The organism is Megasphaera stantonii (assembly GCF_025567065.1).
GTDB classification, from domain to species: domain Bacteria; phylum Bacillota; class Negativicutes; order Veillonellales; family Megasphaeraceae; genus Megasphaera; species Megasphaera stantonii.
In genome coordinates, this window is the sequence record NZ_JAOQKD010000004.1 from 15,235 (window position 1) to 37,578 (window position 22,344).

Genomic DNA, 22,344 nt, shown 5'->3' on the forward strand with positions numbered 1-22,344 from the left:
ACGATGTCACTTGTATGTCAGCAAGGAGGAACTGCGATGCTGCAAGAAAAAAACGGTATTTTTTATATTACCTTTGATATATTTAAGGTGCTGCCTAATGTGACTGCCGCCGTATCGGCTCGGAAGGGCGGCGTGAGCGGCGCTCCCTTTGCGTCTCTCAACATGAGCTTTTCCAGCGGCGACGATCCGCGGCATGTCTTGGAAAACCGCCGCCGCTATTTGTCGGCTCTGCACGTCGTGCCGGAACACATCATCTGCTGCAATCAGGTACACGGCGTCAACGTCGTTCAGGCCGGACGGGCCGACCGGGGACGGGGGGCCTTGGAGCGGGAGAGCGCGATTCCGTCGTGCGACGGCCTGATGACCGATGAAGCCGGCGTGCCGCTGACGATGAATTTCGCCGATTGCACGCCCTTGCTGTTCTGCGATCCCGTGCACCATGCTGTCGCCGTAAGTCACGGCGGCTGGCGGGGAACGGCGGGAAACATCGCGGCGGAGACGCTGCGGCGCATGGGCGAGGCCTACGGCACGGAGCCGGATGACGTGCTGGCCGCCATAGGGCCGGCTATCGGGCCCTGCTGCTTTGAAGTAGGGCAGGAAGTCGTCGATGCATTTGCTAAGCTGTTTTCGCCCTTGGAGATGAAGGAACTGACCCGGCCGGCAGGGAATAAATACTATTTCGATTTGCCGAAGGCAAATCGGCTGCTTCTGCTGCGCGCCGGCATTCGGGCGGAGCATTTGGAAGACGCAGGCCTTTGCACCTATTGCCGCGACGACCTCTTTTTCTCGTACCGAAAAGCCAGCAAGGCCGGCGAACAGACGGGCCGCCATATGGCGGTTATCATGTGGAACGAAGGAGACTGAGCCGTGAAGGATATTCGCATCATTGCAGGACGAGATATTCGGCCTGACGCCGCGGCATCCCTGGCTTTGGCCGGATATGGAAAGGACGAGGCCAGTCAGGCCCAGGGCAAGGCCTTGTTTGCCGAGCTGGAGCGCCCCGTCCGTCAGGTTGTCCGGCCGAAAGTCGCCCTGGCCTTTGCCGACGACGGACAGGGGCGTATGGGATTGTACGCCGTCCTGACTATAGGGGCTGCCGTGAGCCGGCAGAGTGCTATGTACGTCGCCCGCAAGGAGTATTCGGAGGCCGTCCTGTTCAGCGCCATGGCGGACAGCTGTCTGTTTTCTTTCGAACGGCAGCTGGGCGAAGCGATACGGGGCCTTTGCCGTGAAAAGGGCTGCGGCATAGCCAGTCGGCATGAGGCCGGCGTGGACTGCGGCTTTTCCCTGCAGGAACAGGCGGTGCAGGCCGTCGAAGCCGGACGTACCTTAGGCGTGACCCTGACGGAGCATCATATGCTGCAGCCCGAGAAATCCATGGCAATTTTATATGAATTGACAGACGACCCGGACGTATTTCATATAGAACACGATTGCCGGCGCTGCGGCAATGCGTCCTGCGCCTTGCGGAAGGAAGAGACGCAGGAAGAGTATATTCGTTGTCCCAAGGGCATGCGTATCAGCCGATGGCTGCGGCAGCAGGGATATATGGACAGCTTTCCCTGCGGTGAAACGGGCCGGTGCGGAAAATGCCGCGTCCGCGTCGCAGAAGGAATGGTCACCGTATCGCCGGAGGACCGCGAACTGTTTACGCCTGCCGATTTAGCTGCCGGCTGGCGGCTGGCCTGTAAAGCCGTACCGTCAGAAGATGTGCAGATTGTGATTCCTAAGAGGAACCGCGGAGTTCTGGCGGCTCTTGGCCGCGACGGCGACGATTATGAAGCGGATATCGGACACTCGTACGGTCTGGCCGTCGATATCGGCACGACGACGCTGGCCCTTTCCTTGGTAGATACGACGGCAGGACGCACGGTTCATACGATTACGGCGGCCAACAGCCAGCGGGCCTTCGGTGCCGACGTCGTCAGCCGCATACAGGCGGCGAAGGACGGCAAGGGGCCTCAGCTTCGCAAGGCCGTCTGCCATGATTTGCAGCAGATGTTTCACCAGATGTGGGATACATATCCGCAGGCCAAAGACCGCTGCCTGAAGGCTGCCGTTGCCGGCAACACGACGATGCTCCATTTGCTGATGGGCTGGGACTGCGGCGGGTTAGGTTCCTGGCCGTTTCGTCCCGTATCTTTGGGCGGAGATTGGTACTCGTGGAAGGACGTATTCGGCGAGTACGACGGGTTTTCCAATCAGCCTGTCGCCTTGCTCCCCTGCATCAGCACCTATGTAGGGGCCGATATAACGGCCGGTATTTGGGCCTGCAGCCTCATGAAGTCAGAAGAAACGACGCTTCTGATCGATTTAGGGACGAACGGCGAAATGGTTCTGCGCAGCGAAGAGGGACTCCTGACGACGGCGACGGCTGCCGGTCCGGCCCTGGAAGGAGGAAGCCTGCAATGGGGAACGGCCAGTGTACCCGGGGCCATCTGCGGTGTAACGATGAACGGCGTCCGGCCGAAAGTGCGGACTATTGACGGCGCGCCGCCTGTCGGCATCTGCGGTACCGGCGTTATCGAGGCCCTGGCAGGCCTCATCGAAACAGGTCTTGTCGATACGACGGGCAAGCTGAAAGAACCGTATTTTCGGCGGGGCTTTCCTTTAGCGACGACGCTGGACTGTGAGCAAATCGTCATGACGCAGAAGGATATCCGCGAGGTTCAGTTAGCAAAGAGCGCCATCCGTGCCGGTATTGAGACCCTTCTCTACGAAGAACGGATGACCTGCGAAGATATAGACCGCGTGTATATTGCCGGAGGGTTCGGCTATTATTTGCAGCCGGCCAAGGCCGCGGCCATTGGATTGCTGCCGCCGCAGCTGGTTCATAAGACGGCAGCGGCCGGCAATACGTCCCTGGCCGGCGCTGCCGCCGTACTGGCAGACGAATCGGTTTTGGACGATATGAAGAAAATCTGCCGTCATGCCGGCGAGGTCATACTGGCCAATAACGACTTTTTTCAGTCGGCATACATCGAACACATGAATTTTTAACGCTACGGCGTTATGTATATATAAGGGGTAATGAAAATGACACGAGAAGAATTTCGCCGCCTGCTGGAGCAGGGAATCGTAGTCCTGGACGGGGCGACGGGGACGAATTTGCAGCAAGCCGGCATGCCTGTCGGCGTATGCCCGGAGCAGTGGATATTGGAACATAAGGAAGCCCTGCTGGATTTGCAGCGCCGCTTCGTGGAGGCAGGGACGCAGATCCTCTATGCGCCGACCTTTACGGGAAACCGGCTGAAGCTGGCCGAATATGGTCTGGAAGACAAGCTGACGCAGATAAACGGAGAACTCGTCGCCCTCTGCAAGGAAGCGGCCCAGGGCAAGGCCTATGTTGCCGGCGACATGACGATGACGGGGCAGCAGCTCTATCCGATGGGCGAGCTGACGTTTGACGAATTAGTATCTATCTATAAAGAGCAGGCGAAGGCCTTGTATGACGGCGGCGTCGACTTGTTCATTGTCGAAACGATGATGAGCCTCCAGGAAACGCGGGCCTGCGTGCTGGCCATTAAAGAAATCTGCGATTTGCCGATTATGGCCAGCCTGACCTTTGAAAAAGACGGCCGTACCCTGTACGGTACGCCGCCGGAAGCAGCCGTCGTCGTGCTCCAGTCTCTCGGCGTCGACGCCGTCGGGGTGAACTGCTCGACGGGACCGGAAGACATGGCAGCTATGATTCGGACGATGTACGATTACGCCGATATTCCCTTGCTGGCCAAGCCCAATGCGGGATTGCCGGAATTGGAAGACGGCCGGACAGTGTACCGCATGACGCCGGAAGAATTTGGCTGTGACGGCAAGCTTCTCGTCGAAGCGGGGGCCCGCATCGTCGGCGGCTGCTGCGGCACGACGCCGGAACACATCAAAGCTTTGAGCGGCGCCGTACGGGATATGCCGCCCCGACCGATTCGGGCCGTACGCCGCCGTATACTTGCCTCGGAACGGCAGGTGACGGAAATTTCCTTATCCGGGCCCTTTCAAATCATTGGCGAACGCATCAATCCGACGGGGAAGAAGGCCCTGCAGGCGGAACTGCGCCAAGGGAAGCTGTCGTTAGTCCGCCAAATGGCTAGGGAACAGGAACAGAACGGAGCGGCGATTCTCGACGTCAACATGGGCACGAACGGCATCGACGAAAAGGCTATGATGGTCAAGGCTATTTATGAAATCACGGCCGTATCGGGATTGCCCCTGAGCATCGACTCGAGCTATCCTGAGGTCATTGAAGCAGCGCTGCGCATATATCCCGGCCGTGCCCTGATCAATTCTATTTCCTTTGAACGGGAGAAGATCGACAAGCTCCTGCCGATTGCCAAAAAATACGGAGCCATGTTCATCGCCCTGCCCTTGTCGGACGAAGGCATCCCCGCTTCGCTAGAAGAAAAGCATGCCGTATTGGATGCCCTGTTGGCCGAGGCCTACGCCCAGGGCTTTACGAAAGAAGATATCGTCGTCGACGGCTTAGTCGCCACTGTCGGCGCAGCGCCGTCAGCGGCTCTCGACTGCCTGGCGACGTTTGTCCACTGCAAACACGGCCTGGCCCTGCCGACGGTATGCGGCTTATCCAATATTTCCTTCGGCCTGCCTGGCCGGGCCTACGTCAACATGACCTTTTTGGCGATGGCGATTGCCAGCGGCCTGACCATGGCGATTGCCAATCCGTCGCAGGACATGCTCATGAACGTCGCCGCGGCATCGAATATGCTCATGAATAAAGAGGGCGGCGATATGGCGTATATCAAGCGGATGCAGTATTTTACCGCAAAGGAAGAAGAGCGGAAACGGCAGGAAGCGGAAACGGCACAACGCTCTCAGGCAACTGGAGGGCAAGCTGCCATCCTCTCTTCCGACAAAGCGGCTGCCGATCCAGTATATCAAGCCGTCCTCGACGGGGAACGCGACGCCGCTGTCCGCTATGCTGAAGAAGCCGTGGCTCGGGGCATGTCGCCGGAGCAGGTTATCGACGAGCTCCTGATTCCGGCCATTAACCGCGTCGGCGAGCTGTACAACCAGCAGGTGTATTTCCTGCCCCAGCTCATCGCCAGTGCCAGCGCTATGGAACGGGCTATTGCCCTGCTCGAGCCGCTTATTGAAAGGAAAGGCCAGAAAGAATCGGCTACGGTCGTCATCGCGACGGTAGAAGGCGACGTCCACGACATCGGCAAGAACCTCGTCGGCCTGATGCTGCGCAACTACGGCTACCGCGTCGTTGATTTGGGAAAAGACGTGCCCGCTTCGGCCATCGTTGCCGCGGCGCTGGAAGAAAAGGCTTCGATTATCGGTTTATCGGCCTTGATGACGACGACGATGATGCGCATGAAGGACGTCATCGCCGAAGCGGCGGCGAAGGGCTACGGCGGCAAGATCATCATCGGCGGAGCCGCCGTAACGGCCAGCTTTTCCGATGAAATCGGCGCCGACGGCTATTCGAAGGATGCGGCGGACTGCGTCAAGCTCGTGTCGGATTTGTTGTCCTGCTAGGAGGAAACGCCTGTGAAGCTGCGAATATTAGTAGACAATTATACCTTTATCGACCAGTACTACGTCGGCGAGCCCGGCCTTTCCTACTATCTGGAAGAAGACGGCAAGACATGGCTGTTTGACGCCGGCTATTCAGATATATTCCTGAAAAATGCCTTTTCCATGAATCTGCCGATGCATGCCCTCGACGGCGTCGTCATTTCTCACGGCCATAACGACCACACGCGGGGCCTGCTGTATCTGCACGAATGGTATGAGAAGCTGGGACGCTACGGCGTGCCCCTGCTGGCCCATCCGGCGGCCTTTGCTCCCAAACGCGTCGGAACGCTGGACATCGGCTCGCCAATGACGGCTGAAGCCCTTTCAGGCGTTTTCGCCCTGCGCTTGGAAAAGCAGCCCTTATGGCTCAGCCCTAAGCTGGCGTATTTGGGAGAAATCGAAAAGACCAATTCTTTTGAAGGCCATCGTCCTATCGGCAAGACGAAGGTCGGCGGCCAGTGGGAAAGCGATTTCGTTTGCGACGACACGGCGCTGGCCTATCGGTCGGAAGAGGGGCTGGTCGTCATTGCCGGCTGCTCTCATGCCGGTATCTGCAATATTATCGAGCAGGCTAAGCGCGTCTGCCGGGACGAGCGGATTGCCGCCGTCATCGGCGGATTCCATTTGATGAATCCGGATCCAGATGTATTGGAGCAGACCGTCGCCTATTTTAAGGCCCTTCAGCCCGGCGTCGTCTACGCTGCCCACTGCTGTGATTTCCTGTCGAAGCGCGCCTTAGCCGACGTCGTGCCGGTCAGGGAAGCCGGCGTAAATTTGGCGTTGGAATGGGTATAGGAGGTCGTCATGAATCAACTGCGGTATAACTGGGCGATAATCGGCTGTGGTACTATCGCCCATGAATTTGCCCAAGGTGCGGAACGCCTCGGCGGCCGCATATACGGCGTAGGGAACCGGACCCAGGAGAAGGCCGCAGCCTTTGCCCGGCAGTACGGCATAGAAACGGTGTACGACCGGCCGGAAGACGCGGCGCACGATCCCAACGTAGACATCGTCTATATCGCCACGCCCCATAATCGTCATATCGAATACATCCTGCCGGCGCTGCAAGCGGGAAAGCACGTCTTATGTGAAAAGGCCATTACCCTCAACAGCGGCGAGCTGAACCAGGCCATGGAAGCGGCACAGGAAAATGGCTGCATTTTAGCCGAAGGCATGACATTATATCACATGCCTTTGTATGAAGAACTGCGGAAGCGCTTCGAAGGGGGAGCGTTAGGCCGGCTGCGCCTGGTGCAGGCCAGCTTCGGCAGCTATAAGCCGTACGATATGACCAATCGCTTTTTCAGTAAGGAACTGGCTGGCGGCGCGCTCCTCGACATCGGCGTGTACGCCTTGGCCTTTGCCCGCTGGTTTTTATCGTCCAAGGCGACGCAGGTCCTTTCGCAGGTCTCCTTAGCGCCGAGCGGCGTAGACGAGCAGTCCGGTATCCTCCTGCAGAATGAAGCGGGAGAAATGGCTATATTATCCTTATCCCTTCATGCCAAGCAGCCTAAGCGGGGCACGGCCGTTTTCGACAGGGGATATATAGAAATCTATGATTATCCCCGCGGCAGTAAGGCTGTCGTTACGTATACAGACGACGGCCGCCAGGAAATCATAGAAGCCGGCCATACGGACATGGCTTTATGTTATGAAATCCTGCACATGGAGCAAGCCGCAGCAGGCGAAGGCAATGCCATGTATTTGCAGTATACGGCCGACGTGATGGAAACCATGACGACGCTGCGGCGGCAATGGGGATTGACTTATCCCGAAGAAGTATAACGATATTCATGAAAAAGGCTCTGATCAGGGCCTTTTTTTGTATGCTTTTTGGCAGCAAAAACAAAAAATATGGGGATGTCTAAGTAATTTGACAGAAAAAACGCAATCTGTCCTATTTACTATGATATTTTATTGTAATAGAATTAGGTACAGATTAAAGAACATCGTCTTGTGCCGGCGTCGAGACCGAAAGGAAGGATGCGTTATGTATTCGCATACAGCAAGAAGACAACAACCTGTTTCGACAAAATCACTTTGCATGACTGCCGTTTGTATGACTGTCGTATTTATGATGACGTTTATGCCGCGTATTCCCATTCCCTTTGGCTATGCGCACTTAGGCGACGCCGTTATTTTTCTGCTGATCCTGTTTCTTCCGCGCCGTCAGGCTGGATTCGCCGCATCTATCGGCTCGGCCTTTTCTGACTTGTTAGGCGGATTCCCCATATGGATTCTTCCGACGCTGGTCATCAAATGGGTCATGGTAGAGATAGTTTTCCGTATGGCTGCGATACCCGCAGAGGGAGAAGGGCCCTCGGTCTTGTCTATGCGGATGCTGCTGGCCTTTTCTGTATCGGCGCTGTGGATGGTCATTGCCTATGCCGGGTCAGGCGCCTTATTATACGGCAGCGCCGGAGCCGGCTTGCTCATGACGCCGGGACTTATCGGCGAAGGCATTGTCAACGTCGCGGCGGCCGTGGCCGTCGGAGCGGCATTGCAAAAGGCGGCGGCGTGTCTTTAGGGAAACGAGGTAGCGTATGAAGCATCAGAAAAAAATTGCCTTGATCAACGACGTGACAGGATACGGACGCTGTTCCGTCGCCGTAGAACTGCCGATTATTTCGGCGCTGAAAATACAGGCCTGCGTATTGCCGACGGCGATCTTGTCGGTTCATACGGGATTTCCGACGTACTATATTGACGATTATACGGACCGAATGAAGCCGTACATGGAAAATTGGAAGGAAAACAATTTGACCTTTGACGGCATATCGACGGGATTTCTCGGTTCGGTGCAGCAAATCGAGCTGGTGCTGGACTTTTTGCGGACCTTTAAGAAAGAGGGCACGACGGTCATCGTCGATCCTGTCATGGGGGATTACGGCAAGCTCTATTCCTCGTATACAGAAGAACTGTGCCGCGGCATGCGGCATCTGCTGCCCTATGCCGATGTCATCACGCCGAACCTGACCGAAGCATGCCGACTTTTACAGATTCCTTATCCTGAAGATGGCCGTACCACGCTGGCAGAGCTGCGCGATATGGCCGGAGCATTATCGGGGTTAGGGCCGGGAAAACTGGTCATTACGGGGATTCACTGCGGGGAAGACATCGGCAATTATATTTATGAACGCGGCGCAGAGCCGCAGCTGCTGAAGACAAAGAAAATCGGCAGCGACCGATCGGGAACGGGCGACGTTTTCGCCGGCATCGTGTCAGGCATCGTCGTGCAGGGCCGTCCGCTGACAGAAGCCGTCCGTACGGCCGCCGATTTCATCACTAAGACCATGATATACACGGAAGAATTAGACTTGCCGCACAACTGCGGCTTGGCTTTTGAAGAATTTTTGACAGAATTGAAGTAGGGAGGAAATACTCATGATAGTGTATGCTTATGACAAGGGAGAATATATCACTCTCGAAGAAAGCTTAAAACGCCAGCCTGAAGGAAAACGCGCCATATACGTGAACCTGACCAACCGCTGCACTTGCTCGTGCACCTTTTGTCTGCGCAGCATGAAGAAGATGGCCGAAGAAACGACGCTGTGGCTAAAAAAAGAACCAACTGTTGCCGACGCAAAGGCCCTGCTCGACGCTGCGCCGTGGGACTACGTGGGCGAAGTCGTATTCTGCGGATTCGGCGAACCGACAGAACGGCTGGAAGATTTAAAGAATTTGCTGGCTTATGTAAAGCAGACCCATTCCGATGTGCTGACGCGGCTGAATACGAACGGCCTGTCTGACCTGTCCTATGGCCGCGATACGGCACCGGATTTTAAGGGCCTCCTCGATACCATTTCTATCAGTTTGAACGCATCCAATAAGGAACGCTATTTGGAATTGACGCGCAGCCGCTTCGGCATACAGTCCTATGACGCCATGCTGCAGTTCGCTCAGCGATGCAAGCAATACGTGCCGAACGTCGTCCTAACCGTCGTCGATCACGTCGAAGACAGCGAAGAAATCGCCAAGTGCCGGGCCATATGCCAGGAACGAGGCCTGACGCTGCGCGTGCGTGTCTACGAAGACTCGTAAAACGTTGTCGCATTCACAACTGCATATCGCCGACTCATATACTGTTCAGCTTAACCTGGACAGTATTTTTTATGGCAATTATTATTTTGCTGAAAGATATAGTTAGCATAGAGCGCAATGACAATCGTTTGACAATCAGAAATATGATATGCTATTCTCAATACATGCAGCAGGTTACAGTGACGGCTCAATGTTTTTTATCAAGTATAATATGTTGACTTCAGGAGGAGATCATAGATGATAAAGGTGCTTTTTGTCTGCCACGGCAATATTTGCAGATCTACCATGGCGGAGTTTGTCATGAAGGAATTAGTGCGGCAGCGGGGGATTGCCAATTCGTTTTATATTGCTTCGGCGGCGACGAGCCGGGAAGAGATTGGCAACGATACTCATTGGGGAACGAAGGAGAAGCTGCGCGAGCAGGGGATTCCTTTTACGAAGCGCAAGGCCGTGCAGATTACCAAGGCCGATTACGAGGCGTACGATTATATTGTCGGCTTTGACCGGGAAAACGATTATGAAATTCGCCGCATTTGCGGGCCAGACGATGACGGCAAGGTATACTCTCTCTTGTCCTTTGCCGGACTTGACCGCGAAGTAGCCGACCCGTGGTATACGGGGAATTTTGATAAGACCTATGAAGATGTCGATATGGGCTGCCGGGCGTTATTAGCGTATATATTGCAGAATAAGTAGGTGGAAACTGTGAGACGATGGTGAAGCTGATGTTTTCATGAGGGAGGGAAGAAGATGCGGGAGGTAAGCTGTTGGGACGGCTTGTGTGTCGGCATCAGCGGGACGACGCTGAAATGGCTGGCCTTGATTTCCATGACCATCGATCATATAGGCGTGTTTTTCTTTCCCGGATGCATGGAGCTGCGTATGATTGGCAGGGCAGCGTATCCTATCTTTGCCTATATGGTAGCCGAAGGCTGCGCTCATACGCGTCGTAAGCAGCGATACTTTCTTTCTGTTTTGGGAGTAGGACTGCTGTGCTCTGTCGTCAGTTATATAGCCGATGGTAATTTGTACCAATCTATTTTCATTACCTTTGCCTGTTCGATTGCCCTTATTTTCGGATTATCTTATGTGATGCAGTACCGTCAGGTCCGACGGAGCGCTTGTCTGGCGATGTTTGGAACGGCAGGAAGCCTCGTTTTCTTATATGTTCTGTGTCATGCTTCCTTTGTGCCGGGCTTTGTTATAGATTATGGGTTTTGCGGCGCCGTTACGCCCGTCATGATTTGGCTAGGAACGACGAGGACGCAGAAACTGGCTGCTCTGACGTTCGGGCTGTGCTGTATTTCGCTGGAGCTGGGCGGCGTTCAGGTCTTTTCCTTAGCGGCACTGCCTCTTTTAATGTTATATAACGGCCGGCGCGGAACGAACGGCAGGAAATATATATTTTACCTGTATTATCCGGCCCACTTAGCCATTTTGTATGGCATTGTCCAAAGGCTTCGGCTATGATACCGGGATTGGCTGTTGTATAATATGCGTAAATTGTCTTTTTTCTCTTTTGTTATATGATATAATAGGTATACGTAAGGATATTCCGTTATAGAAAGAGGTGCCGTATATGGATAAGCAAATATTGGATTTTGTAGTAGAACAGACGCATGCGCTTATGGCCGCCCCGTCATGCAGCCAGGAAGCGAAAGCCGCGGCCCAGGCTTGGCTTGATGCCGTTGGGACAGACCAGGAAGCGGAAGAAACGAAGAAGTATATTGCCGAGCTGGAAGGGGATATCATGCCGATCGACATGCTGATCCAGTTTGCTGAATCAGACGGCGGCGTCCAGGTTTTCGGCGAAGAAACGGCGAAAGCTATTGCAGCCCATGCCAGAGATATTCAGTCTAAGGGCGCTGTATATTGTGATTGTCCGGCCTGTTCGGCGGCTGCTGCAATTTTGGAAAAGAAAGACAGGCTGTTATAATTCAATATAGTTTTCTAAATGACACCTATCTACGGTGTCATTTTAGTATTCAGATATAAATTGATATATGAGATTGGAAGGATGGTACATAGTGGAAACATGGCTTGATTTGCATATGCATACGAAATACAGCATGGATGGGGAGTTTGAGCCGGCTGATTTGATGCGGCAATGCGCTGACGCCGGTCTGCGGGCGGCAGCCGTTACGGATCACGACGCCGTAGGCGCTCTGGACGAGGCAAAAGCCGCGGCGTCAGCCTTGCAGCTGTCCTTTATTCCGGGAATCGAAATCAGCTGTCAGCATAAGGGCAAGAATTTCCATTTGCTGGGATATGGCATTCGCTATCAGGCTCCGGTCTTTGCCGAATTGGAACAGGATCTGCACGCCCAGCGGCTGGCTATTTCCGAAAAGGTCCTCGATGCCGTCGAAGGGTTAGGCATTTATCTGGATCGGCAGGCCATATGGGACATGGCTTCCAGCGGCGTCGTCGCTTCGGTCAATATTGCTAAAACGGCGTTAGAAGACCCGCGCAATGACGGGAATCCCCTGCTGGCCCCCTACCGGCCCGGCGGCGCTCGCAGCAATGCACCGTATGTCAATTTCGGCTGGGATTTCTGCGGCCAGGGAGGGCCGGCCTTCGTTCCTATGGTCCTCATGCCGTTCTCCCAAGCCGTCTGCATCATACAGGAACACGGCGGCGTTGCCGTGCTGGCCCATCCGGGAGCGAATATGAAGCAAAATCGGGACATAGCGGAAGACTTAATCGCTCAAGGCATAGACGGCATCGAAGCGTACTGCAGCTATCACGACGACGATACGGCGGCTTTTTATGCAGCTATTGCTAACGAGCACGATTTGCTGGCTACGATTGGCAGCGATTATCACGGACGGGCTAAGCCGCATATTCGCTTGGGGCAATACGGTCATCCTGCGCCGCAGGCTACGTTCGACGGGCTGTGCCGCATCATTCAGGACAGAGGCGGGGACGTATGCCTATGAGACAGGTGAAATTTTATATACGCGTGCTGGTTTGCTGTATCTGCTGGCTGGGAGTTTTAACTGTCGCCGGTGCTGAGGCGAAGCCGGCAGATGCAGCTGCCGTACAGACAGAGGTAGTACAAGCCATTCCGGACAAAGGAAAGTTGCCGTCTGCTAGCGGAAAAGAAGAAATGCGCCGATATGATTCCGCTGCTGACAGAAGCCCGGCTGAAGACATTCCTGTTGTCGAAACGAATTTTTCCTTTGCCGAACCGCTTCTGGTGCGGCCCGATACGAAAGGGATCGTCATTCATCATGTAGGCGTGCCGTCCGGCGACACGTCGGCAGAGGCTATTCACAAGGCCCATTTGGCGAAGGGCTGGGCCGGTATCGGCTATCATTACGTCATCCGAAAGGACGGTACGATTGAACGAGGCCGTCCATTGGCTGCTGTAGGAGCCCATGCTCAGGGCCATAATTTCGACACAGTCGGCATCAACGTAACGGGGAATTTTGATACGGAACGGCCGACGGCTGAACAGCTTGCCTCGCTGGAGCGGCTCCTGGTGTTTCTGTGCCGCGTATACGATATCGAGGCGGGCGTTACGACGATCGAAGGCCATCACGACGTGAACGCGACGGATTGCCCTGGCGATAACTTATACCGTCTGCTGCCGCAGATACGCCGCGATGTCAAGGTGCAGACGGCAGAAAAAGAGCTGGAAGACGCCGATATATGGGAGCTTCTCAAGAAAGACCGGTAATCCCGGCAAGTCATGCCTATGCGTTTAGCCGGAAAATATGATATAATACAAACCGTGTATATAGTAAGACAACGTAAAACATTACTAAATAGGGCTTTAGCGTACTGTCTAAAGCCCCATTTTCTATGAGGTCAAGCAATGAATCAAGTATTTCAATGGATGAATGACGATGAAAATATTAAAAAGGCGGCAGAGCAGTTTCATCTGCCCGGGCGGCACAGCATTTACGGGCTGGGCGGCTCGGCAAAAAGCGCCTTTACGGGAAACGCGCTGGCAGACATAAAGGGGCCGGCGCTGCTCGTCGTGCCGGGAAAAGAACAGGCCGCGGCCTGGCAGACCGATTTGCAGTTCTGGCTGCCCGACATGGCGGTTTTGGATTTTCCTTTTGTCGACAAAGCCGTCTTTACGACGACGGCGAAGAGCATCGAACGGTCGGCGCAGCAGATGCGCGTTCTCGGTTTTCTGCGCGAAGGCCGGCCCGGCGTCGTATTGGCGACGGCGGAGGAAGCTTTTCAGTATGTACTGCCGCCGCAGCGCATTGACGACGGCGCAGTCGATATAAAGACCGGCGCGGAGTATGAACGGGACATGCTCCTGCAGCGTCTCGTAGACGGCGGGTACGAGCGAGTCGATCTCGTCGAGCGGCGCGGTCATTTTTCCGTTCGCGGCGATATTATTGATATATATGCGGTCAACCAGCAGGACCCGCTGCGCGTCGAGTTTTTCGGCGACGACATAGACAGCCTGCGCTTTTTCGACGTCAACAGCCAAAAGTCGAAGGAAGCGGTGGAACAGGTCCGCCTGCTGCCGATTTCACTGGAAGAAGAACAGGACGAACGGGCCTGCACGGTTCTCGATTACATCGGCGACGGCGTCATAATCTGGGACGAGCCCAACCGGATACGGGAAAGCCTGAAAAAGCTTTTGAAGGAGTCCGACGATTATAAAGGCCGCCTCTGTCCCTGGCAGAAGGCTGTGACGGCAGAACGGGCGGCTAGTCAAATCATGCTGTCCCTTATGGCCCAATCCGTGCCGGACATGCCGGCTGACTCTTCGTCGAGCTTCGCCGCAAAGATGATGGCAAGCTTTCAAAAGCAGTTTACCCTGCTGAAGGATGAGCTGAGCCACTGGCAGAAAAACGGCAATACGGTTCTCTTCGTATTGGGCAGCCGCGAGCGGACGGCGTCTTTGACAGCTTGGCTCCGTCAGCAGGACGTGGAGCCGCAGTTGTATGCCGCAGACAAACCCTTGCAGAAAGGGGCCGTGTACACAGCAGACGGCGAAATCCGCAGCGGCTTCGAGCTTCCCTACGCCAAGCTCGTCGTTTTGGCCGAGCGGGACGTATACGGCATGCAAAAGCGCCGCCTCCGCCATCATGCGGCCAAGGGACAGGAAATCAACGTATTTACGGACCTGAAGCCCGGCGACTACGTCGTCCACGAGTCCCACGGCATCGGCCGGTACGAAGGCATTAAGACCATCGAGCTGGACGGCGTGCATAAGGACTATTTGGAAATCCATTATGCCGGCCAGGATATCCTGTACGTGCCGACAGATCAGCTGAAACTGCTGCAGCGCTATATCGGAAATGAAGGGACGACTCCGAAGCTGCACCGAATGGGCGGCAACGAATGGCAGAAGGTGCGGAAAAAGGCCCAGAAATCGATTACCGATTTGGCGGAAAAGCTCGTCGCTTTGTACGCTAAGCGGGAAATCGTTCCGGGATACGCTTTTCCGGCCGATACATCCTATCAAAAGGAATTTGAAGACGCCTTTCCCTATGAAGAAACAGACGACCAGCTGCGGGCCGTCCAGACGATCAAGAAGAGCATGGAAAAGCCCTTTCCCATGGATTGCCTCGTCTGCGGCGACGTAGGCTTCGGCAAGACAGAAGTAGCTATGCGGGCCATTTTCAAGGCCGTCATGGGCGGCAAGCAGGTCGCCGTCCTCGTGCCGACGACCGTATTAGCCCAGCAGCATTTTCAGACCTTCAGCGAACGGTTCGGACCCTTCGGCGTAGCCTGCGACGTGCTGAACCGCTTCCGCTCGTATAAAGAAAAGAAGGATATATTGGCCCGTACGCTCCGCGGCGACGTCGACGTCCTCATCGGCACGCACAGCCTGCTGAATAAGAAGGTAAAATTTAAAGACTTAGGACTGCTCGTCGTCGACGAAGAGCAGCGTTTCGGCGTGGCCCAGAAGGAAAAATGGAAGGCCTGGGCCGCCAATATCGACGTGCTGACCTTGAGCGCGACGCCGATTCCCCGGACGCTGCACATGTCCCTGGTCAACCTGCGGGAAATGTGCATTATCGAGACGCCGCCGACGGACCGCCTGCCGGTGCAGACCTATGTGACGGAATACAACGCCCGTATCGTCCGCGACGCAGTCATGCGTGAAAAACGGCGGGGCGGACAAGTATTTTTCGTCTATAACCGCGTCGAGTCCATCGAGACGATGAAGGACGAGCTGCAGGCCCTGCTGCCAGATATCACCATCGGCATCGCCCACGGCCAGATGGCGGGCACGCTGCTGGAGCAGATCATGTTTGATTTTTACGAAGGAACATATGACGTGCTCCTGTGCTCCAGTCTGGTAGAGAATGGGCTGGACGTGGCCAACGCCAATACGATTATCGTGTACGATGCCGACCATTTCGGCTTGTCCCAGCTGTACCAGATGCGCGGCCGCGTCGGCCGGAGTCATCGCATGGCCTACGCCTACTTCCTGTACCGCCGCGATAAGGTGCTGTCGGAAGTGGCAGAAAAACGGCTGCAGGCTATTAAAGAATTTACAGAGCTGGGATCGGGCTTTAAGATTGCCATGCGGGATTTGGAAATCCGCGGCGCCGGCAACCTGCTGGGCCGGGAACAGCACGGCAACATTGCCAGCGTCGGGTTCGCCATGTACTGCCATATGCTGGAAGAGGCCATTGCCAAGGCCCAGTCCGGCAAGCCCGCCGAGCCGGAACGGCAGGATACGGTTATGGAAATCCATGTCGACGCGTTTATTGACGACGAGTATATCAGCAACGGCGGCCAGAAAATCGAAATGTACCAGCGCATGGCCCTGCTGCGGACTGAAGAGGAACTCAACGCCCTGGCGGCGGAACTGGAAGATAGATACGGCAAGCCGACGAAGCCCGTGCAGACGCTGCTACAGGCGACGAAACTGCGCTTGCAGGCCCAGGAGCAGCACATCGTCTTGATTTCGCAGAAGCGGGACGTGCTGGAATTCAAATGGCAGTACCCAAACCTGCTTCCCAAGGCGAATCAGCTGGATCTGTCCCTGCGCCGCCGCGTGCGGCCCGTGCCGGGGAATCCGCTGATGCTGCGCGTGTCCCTGGCTAATACGCCGGATATACTGACGCTGCTCGCTGAGCTGCTGACTACGTTTTCGAAGCTGAGAAAGGGGAATCCCCTTGAGTAAAACTTCTTTTTTGCAAGGCGCTATGGTTCTGACCGTCGCCGGTATCGTCGTAAAGATACTCGGCGGCGCGAACCGCATCCTGTTGTCCCGGCTGTTGGAAGGCGAAGGCATCGGCTTATATCAGATGGCCTATCCCTTGTATATCTTATTTCTCAGCATTGCCGGCGCGGGTATACCGATTGCCGTCTCCATCATGGTAGCCGAACAGACGGCTAAAGGGAACTACAGCGGCGCCAAGCGTATTTTCCATATTACCCTGGCCGTCATGACCTTGGCAGCCTTAGGCTGCGGCGTCGTCATGGCTTTTGGGGCGAAGGCCCTGATTGCCTACGGACTGGTCCGCGATGACCGGGCGTACCTGCCCCTGCTGGTGCTCGCGCCGGCCCTGACAATTTCCATCGTAACGTGCTGTTTCCGCGGCTACTTCCAGGGGCTGCAGCTCATGACGCCGACGGCAGTGTCGCAGATGGTCGATCAGTTTGTCCGCGTGTGCACGATGCTTGTCCTGGCCTGGCTGCTGTTTCCGTACGGATTGGAAATCGCGGCGGCTGGCGCTACCTTCGGCGCCGTGCCGGGGGCGGCGGCCGGATTGGCTGTCATAGCCTTCTTGTATTACCGTCACAGCCGCGCGCCCTTGCCGGCTGACGAGGGGCAGTTTGCGCCATGCCGGGCCGTTTCGGTTATCCGGCGGCTTGCCGTCCTGGCCGTCCCCGTCGCAGCGGCGAACATGCTGCTGCCGGCCGTAGCGAGCATCGACCTGTTTATCGTGCCGCAGCGGCTGGAGGCGGCCGGATATACGATACACGAGGCGACGACGCTGTTTGGCTATCTCACCGGCATGGCCAACGGCCTTGTCCAGCTGCCGACGATATTGACGATTTCCCTGGCGACGAGCCTGGTGCCGGCCGTTTCGGCAGCCTATTCCAAGGGACAGACTGATCTGGTCTTGAAGCGGGCCCATACGGCTATGCGCATCGCCAACATCATCACGGTGCCGAGCTGCTGCGGCCTGGCCGTATTGGCCGTGCCGATTTCGCAGATGCTCTACGCGACACCTGAGGCCGGCCCGGCTATCTGCGTGCTGTCCATATCCGTCTTTTTTATCGGCGTGCAGCAGATTACGAGCGGCCTGCTCCAAGGCATGGGGCATACGGCCATTCCTTTGCTCAACATGGCCGTTGCCGCTGTATTTAAAATCTTATTCAGCTGGCATTTGACGGCGATTCCCTGGCTGGGGGAAGTCGGTGCGGCCTGGGCTACGAATATCGACTTAGCCGTGGCGACGATTTTAAATTTGTATTTTGCCCATCGGCTCATTGCGTACCACGTGCAGTGGGGATATGTTGCCCGCTTGTTCCTGTCGGCTGCGGCTATGGCCGGGACGGCCTGGTTTGCATATCACGGATTATTGCTGTTTTTGGGCAATACGGGGGCAACGCTCGCCGCGATCAGCGCGGCCGGAGCCATATATATCCTCTGTTTGTTTTTATTCCGCGCCGTCGCCGCCGACGATCTTCGCCGCGTGCCTGTCGTAGGCGCGAAGGTGTCATCGCTGCTCGGCAGGCTGGAAAAATAACTTGGAAAAAGCCTGAAAGGGGGATACGTCATGGGAACTATTGAAATCATTCCGTTAGGGACGGATGCGGCTGGCTGGGAGCGTTCGTTTGAAGAAACGTACCGGCCTGTCGTGGACTATTTAGTCAAGACGTCGTATGTGAGAGATGTCGTGCATACCGTGCCGGGCGGACCGGCTATGGCCGAAAAAGTCCGCCAGATGATCGATGACGCGCTGAAGGAGGAAGCGGCGCAGGGGCACATGCCCTTCGATATGGCGCCTATCGTAGACGTCATGGCCAGGCTGCGCGGCCCGAATGGCTGCCCGTGGGATATTGCCCAGACCCATCGGACTCTGCGCCGGTTCCTACTGGAAGAAGTATACGAAATGCTCGACGCCATCGACCAGGGCGACGACGCGGGAATGCGGGAAGAACTGGGCGACGTGCTGTATCAGGTCGTCATTCACTCCCGCATCGGCGAAGAAGAAGGGCTTTTCTCCGCTCAGGATATCGTCCGCGATATTACGGAAAAGATGATTCGCCGCCATCCCCACGTTTTTAGCGAAAAAAGCCTTGAAAACAAGGGTGAGAGTGTGTTAAACTGGGATAGATTAAAGCAGGGCGAAAAGCGCCAGCATCATGACCAGATGCTGGACGGCGTCGTCAAAGGACTTCCGTCTCTGCTGCAGGCCTATAAGCTTCAGGAAAAAGCGGCCAAGGTCGGCTTCGACTGGGATAAGGACGAAGACGTGCTGGCTAAGCTGGGCGAAGAATGGCAGGAGTTTCAGGAGGCCCTGCAGGAGCAGGACGGAGACCACGCGGAAGAAGAAGCGGGCGACGTGCTATTTGTCTTTGCAAATGTATGCCGGCATTTTCATATCGAGCCGGAATGCGCGTTACATCGAGCGAACAGCAAGTTTCGCCGCCGGTTTTCTCACGTCGAGCAGCGCGTTAAGGAATCGGGCCGTTCGTGGAACGAGTTTTCCTTAGACGAACTGGATTCCTTTTGGAAGGAAGCCAAGGACTTGGAACGGCGCGGCTGCGGCGACGGGGAATAGGTTGGCTGTGAAGATAGATGTAACCAAATAAAGGAGGACTTGTAATGAACAAAACAGAATTAATTGCGAGTGTCGCACAGAAATCCGATCTGACGAAAAAAGATGCTGAAAAAGCGGTAAAGGCTGTATTTGAAGCCATCAGCGAAAGCCTGATCGAAGGCGATAAAGTACAGATTATCGGTTTCGGCACTTTTGAAGTTCGCCAGCGCAAAGCCCGTGAAGGCCGCAACCCGCGCAACAACGAACCGATTCAGATCGAAGCTTCCAAGACACCGGCATTTAAAGCTGGCAAACAGTTAAAAGACTTGGTCAACAATAAATAATGTCGTAAAACGAGGGCCGCATAGTACACGGCCCTTTTCTTTACTTGATTTTTGTCGTAACATAGAGATAGTAAGGTAATCGTATCTTCTACCCAAAAGAAGGGATTTGTATGACGAAGAAAAAGGTCCTGATCATGTCGGCGTCGATCGGCACAGGACATACGCAGGCAGCGCGCGCAATAGAAGAATATGTGAAAACGATTCCTGCCGACTGGGAGGTAGAGCACGTCGATTTTCTTTCTAACGACGTCTTGTCTATCGATAATATCGTCAAGGAGACGTATATCAAAATCCTGGACTTATTCCCTTTATTATACGATTTGATGTACTACTCTTCTCAGGGCTATAAGAAGGGCATGGCAGTTAAGACGCTCATTTCTTGGGGGCTGAAGCGCCGCATGCTGCGCGTTTTAGCCGACAAGAAGCCGGACGTCCTCGTCTTCACCCATCCGTTTCCGGCCGGCGCGGCGGCTCTGCTCAAGCGTCAGCGCCGCTTAACGATTCCCCTCGCCGGCATCATTACGGATTTTGCCATTCATCAGCTGTGGGTATACCCGCAGATCGACGCGTATTTTGTTGCCGCGTCTCCCCTGAAAAAGCTGCTGACCGAGCAGGGCATCGACGGCCGGAAGATTACCGTGTCGGGAATTCCCGTCCGCAGCGCCTTTAAGCAGGGCACGTGGCGCTGGGATGAAGACCATCAGCGCAACAAAAACGTCCTCATCATGGGCGGCGGATTGGGCATGGGGTCTATCCGCCAGTCTCTGGTACGCCTTGACAAGCTGGACGATGTCGATAGCTTTACTGTCGTTACGGGATATAACGCCGATTTATACGATGAAATTTATCAGCTTCGCCGCGAACTGCGCCATCCCGTCAAGGTACTGGGCTATACGAACCGTATTGCCGAACTCATGGCGAAGGCGGCCCTTCTGGTCACGAAGCCGGGAGCGCTGACCTGTACGGAAGCGGCGACGGTTCAGGTGCCGATGGTGCTGTACAGCCCTATTCCCGGACAGGAAGAGGCGAACGCCATGTACATGCAGGAGAAGGGCTGCGCCCGCTGGGCGAAGGGTCAGGAAAATCTGGCCGTCATTACGGCAGATTTGCTGCGGCACCCGGAAAAACTGCAGGCTATGTCAGAGGCCAGCGTGTCGTGCCACCGCGACGGAGCGCGTATTATTGCGACTCATATTCGTCAGATTGTATTTCCGGACGATGAGGAATCCCTGTCGGTCTGCGGCAGCGAATATTCTCACGAATCAATATAACGAAGCCGGATGGCCCATAGTCTTCGCTATGGAGGCAGCATCCGGCTCTTTTTATAGGAGGAATGGCAAGTGAAACAGACTACTACACGGCGGCCCCGCCAGACCAGACAGCCGCGCCGCCCCAAACGCTCGTCATCGCGGCCGTGGATCGTCCTGCTGTGCCTTATTGCCTTATGCATCGGTGCGTATTGGCTCGCCGGCGACAGGGACACGGGCAGGGAGCCGTCGTCGGATCGGCAGATGGAGCAGATTGAAACGGTTCGCGACGACGGAAAAGACGCCGTATATACAGATACTTCTCAGGAATTAAGCGATGCCATTGCGGCTTGGCTCAAGGAACAGGGGGCCGACGTACAGGAGCTGAAGCGCGAAGAGCGGAGCGAAGACCGGCAGGCGACGGGCGGCGCGATTTACTGGACGACGCGCAGCACCGCCGTGACGCCGTCTGAGCCCTTCTCCCGGGAAAAATTGGAAAAATTCCTGCAAAAGAGCGGCGGCAAAGCGTCTATATACCGGGTGACCCAGACGAAGCTCGACGGGAAGGACGCGGTGGAATACGATATCGCTTACTTCGATACCCTCGACGGCGATCCGCTGTACCTGGTGACGGACAAGCTGTACGTTTTGCCGGTGCAGGAAAAGGGCGGCTTAGTCAAGAATATAAAGGACATATTCACAGAATCGTCTTCGCCTGACGATGAAAAGAAGCAACAGGCAGAAACGAAGAAAGCTGTAACGGAATCGAAGCCAGAGCAGACTGAGCCGAAGCAAAGTCATCCGGCTCAAGTACAGGGCCGTCTGGCCATCGTTATTGACGACTGCGGCGTCGACCTCGATACGTTGTCGCGTATGAATTCCATTCCCGTCCCGCTGACATATGCCGTCATGCCGTATAAGGCTCATACAGCCGAAGCCGCCGCCAGCGGCTACAGCGCGGGACGCAAGATATTTGTGCACATGCCCATGCAGCCTCTGAACACGACGTCGTCGGAAGAAATATTTATCGGCGGCGACATGAGCGACAGCAAGATTCAGGCTACGGCTAATGAAATCCTCGATCAGGTGCCCTATGCCGTCGGCATGAACAACCACCAGGGATCAATGGCCACGGCAGACGAACGCATCATGAAAAGCGTCATGTCCGTTATGAGGCAGCGCGGGCTGGCCTTCCTCGACAGCCGCACGAACAGCGCCTCCGTAGGCGAGCAGACTGCCTCGGCTATGGGCGTCATGACAGGCCGCAATAACCTGTTCATCGACAATGATTCCGATGTGGCTTCTATTAAAGAACGGCTGCGTCAGGGCGGAGACATGGCGATACGAAACGGCAGCGCCGTCGTCATCGGCCACTGCCGGCCGAATACGGCGCAGGCTCTCAGCGAAATGGTCGATGAGCTCCATGCCAAGGGCGTCGACATCGTATTTGTAACGGACTTGATGTCGTAGCGGGGG

19 protein-coding genes are annotated in these 22,344 nt (G+C 55.6%); all 19 read left to right on the forward strand.

The window, feature by feature from the left end; all coding sequences use genetic code 11:
* Positions 1 to 36: 36 nt before the first annotated feature.
* The 19 genes from pgeF (at position 37) to OCV58_RS03755 (ending at position 22,338) form a co-directional block, all read left to right on the forward strand.
* Positions 37 to 864 (forward strand): peptidoglycan editing factor PgeF, encoded by an 828-nt coding sequence (pgeF, locus tag OCV58_RS03665; RefSeq protein ID WP_154876991.1) that lies wholly within the window; start codon positions 37 to 39, stop codon positions 862 to 864.
* 3 nt (positions 865 to 867) lie between these two features.
* Positions 868 to 3,000 (forward strand): ASKHA domain-containing protein, encoded by a 2,133-nt coding sequence (locus tag OCV58_RS03670; protein ID WP_154876992.1) that lies wholly within the window; start codon positions 868 to 870, stop codon positions 2,998 to 3,000.
* A gap of 36 nt (positions 3,001 to 3,036) precedes the next feature.
* Positions 3,037 to 5,496, forward strand: a complete 2,460-nt coding sequence (locus OCV58_RS03675; protein WP_154877052.1) for a homocysteine S-methyltransferase family protein — start codon at positions 3,037 to 3,039, stop codon at positions 5,494 to 5,496.
* A gap of 12 nt (positions 5,497 to 5,508) precedes the next feature.
* The gene (locus tag OCV58_RS03680) at positions 5,509 to 6,330 is read left to right on the forward strand and encodes an MBL fold metallo-hydrolase (protein WP_154876993.1); all 822 of its coding nucleotides are present in this window, start codon (positions 5,509 to 5,511) and stop codon (positions 6,328 to 6,330) included.
* A gap of 9 nt (positions 6,331 to 6,339) precedes the next feature.
* Positions 6,340 to 7,320, forward strand: a complete 981-nt coding sequence (locus OCV58_RS03685; protein WP_154876994.1) for a Gfo/Idh/MocA family protein — start codon at positions 6,340 to 6,342, stop codon at positions 7,318 to 7,320.
* 205 nt (positions 7,321 to 7,525) lie between these two features.
* A complete protein-coding gene (locus OCV58_RS03690) occupies positions 7,526 to 8,062 on the forward strand; it encodes an ECF transporter S component (protein ID WP_154876995.1) in 537 nt (178 codons plus the stop codon).
* Between the two features lie 16 nt (positions 8,063 to 8,078).
* Entirely contained in the window at positions 8,079 to 8,906 is an 828-nt protein-coding gene (locus OCV58_RS03695) for a pyridoxamine kinase (protein WP_154876996.1), read from the forward strand.
* A gap of 13 nt (positions 8,907 to 8,919) precedes the next feature.
* Positions 8,920 to 9,576, forward strand: a complete 657-nt coding sequence (locus OCV58_RS03700) for a TatD family nuclease-associated radical SAM protein (protein ID WP_154876997.1) — start codon at positions 8,920 to 8,922, stop codon at positions 9,574 to 9,576.
* Positions 9,577 to 9,813: 237 nt separating this feature from the next.
* Positions 9,814 to 10,272 (forward strand): low molecular weight protein-tyrosine-phosphatase, encoded by a 459-nt coding sequence (locus OCV58_RS03705; protein ID WP_154876998.1) that lies wholly within the window; start codon positions 9,814 to 9,816, stop codon positions 10,270 to 10,272.
* 54 nt (positions 10,273 to 10,326) lie between these two features.
* The gene (locus tag OCV58_RS03710) at positions 10,327 to 11,046 is read left to right on the forward strand and encodes a TraX family protein (protein ID WP_154876999.1); all 720 of its coding nucleotides are present in this window, start codon (positions 10,327 to 10,329) and stop codon (positions 11,044 to 11,046) included.
* A 109-nt stretch (positions 11,047 to 11,155) separates the two neighbouring features.
* The gene (locus OCV58_RS03715) at positions 11,156 to 11,512 is read left to right on the forward strand and encodes a molecular chaperone Hsp90 (RefSeq protein ID WP_154877000.1); all 357 of its coding nucleotides are present in this window, start codon (positions 11,156 to 11,158) and stop codon (positions 11,510 to 11,512) included.
* A gap of 91 nt (positions 11,513 to 11,603) precedes the next feature.
* The gene (locus tag OCV58_RS03720; RefSeq protein WP_154877001.1) at positions 11,604 to 12,512 is read left to right on the forward strand and encodes a PHP domain-containing protein; all 909 of its coding nucleotides are present in this window, start codon (positions 11,604 to 11,606) and stop codon (positions 12,510 to 12,512) included.
* On the forward strand, positions 12,509 to 13,255 hold the full coding sequence (locus OCV58_RS03725; protein ID WP_267312781.1) for an N-acetylmuramoyl-L-alanine amidase: 747 nt from the start codon (positions 12,509 to 12,511) through the stop codon (positions 13,253 to 13,255). The genes OCV58_RS03720 and OCV58_RS03725 overlap by 4 nt, the downstream gene beginning before the upstream one ends.
* A gap of 138 nt (positions 13,256 to 13,393) precedes the next feature.
* Positions 13,394 to 16,684, forward strand: coding sequence for a transcription-repair coupling factor (gene mfd / locus OCV58_RS03730; protein ID WP_154877003.1), 3,291 nt, complete (start codon positions 13,394 to 13,396; stop codon positions 16,682 to 16,684).
* A complete protein-coding gene (locus OCV58_RS03735; protein ID WP_154877004.1) occupies positions 16,677 to 18,260 on the forward strand; it encodes a putative polysaccharide biosynthesis protein in 1,584 nt (527 codons plus the stop codon). The genes mfd and OCV58_RS03735 overlap by 8 nt, the downstream gene beginning before the upstream one ends.
* A 30-nt stretch (positions 18,261 to 18,290) precedes the next feature.
* Positions 18,291 to 19,298, forward strand: coding sequence for a nucleoside triphosphate pyrophosphohydrolase (mazG, locus tag OCV58_RS03740; RefSeq protein ID WP_154877005.1), 1,008 nt, complete (start codon positions 18,291 to 18,293; stop codon positions 19,296 to 19,298).
* A 44-nt stretch (positions 19,299 to 19,342) separates the two neighbouring features.
* Entirely contained in the window at positions 19,343 to 19,621 is a 279-nt protein-coding gene (locus OCV58_RS03745; protein ID WP_087477379.1) for a non-specific DNA-binding protein Hbs, read from the forward strand.
* A 110-nt stretch (positions 19,622 to 19,731) separates the two neighbouring features.
* On the forward strand, positions 19,732 to 20,892 hold the full coding sequence (locus OCV58_RS03750) for an MGDG synthase family glycosyltransferase (RefSeq protein ID WP_154877006.1): 1,161 nt from the start codon (positions 19,732 to 19,734) through the stop codon (positions 20,890 to 20,892).
* Between the two features lie 69 nt (positions 20,893 to 20,961).
* Complete coding sequence (locus OCV58_RS03755; protein WP_154877007.1) at positions 20,962 to 22,338, forward strand: divergent polysaccharide deacetylase family protein; 1,377 nt, start codon at positions 20,962 to 20,964, stop codon at positions 22,336 to 22,338.
* The last annotated feature ends 6 nt before the right edge of the window (positions 22,339 to 22,344 follow it).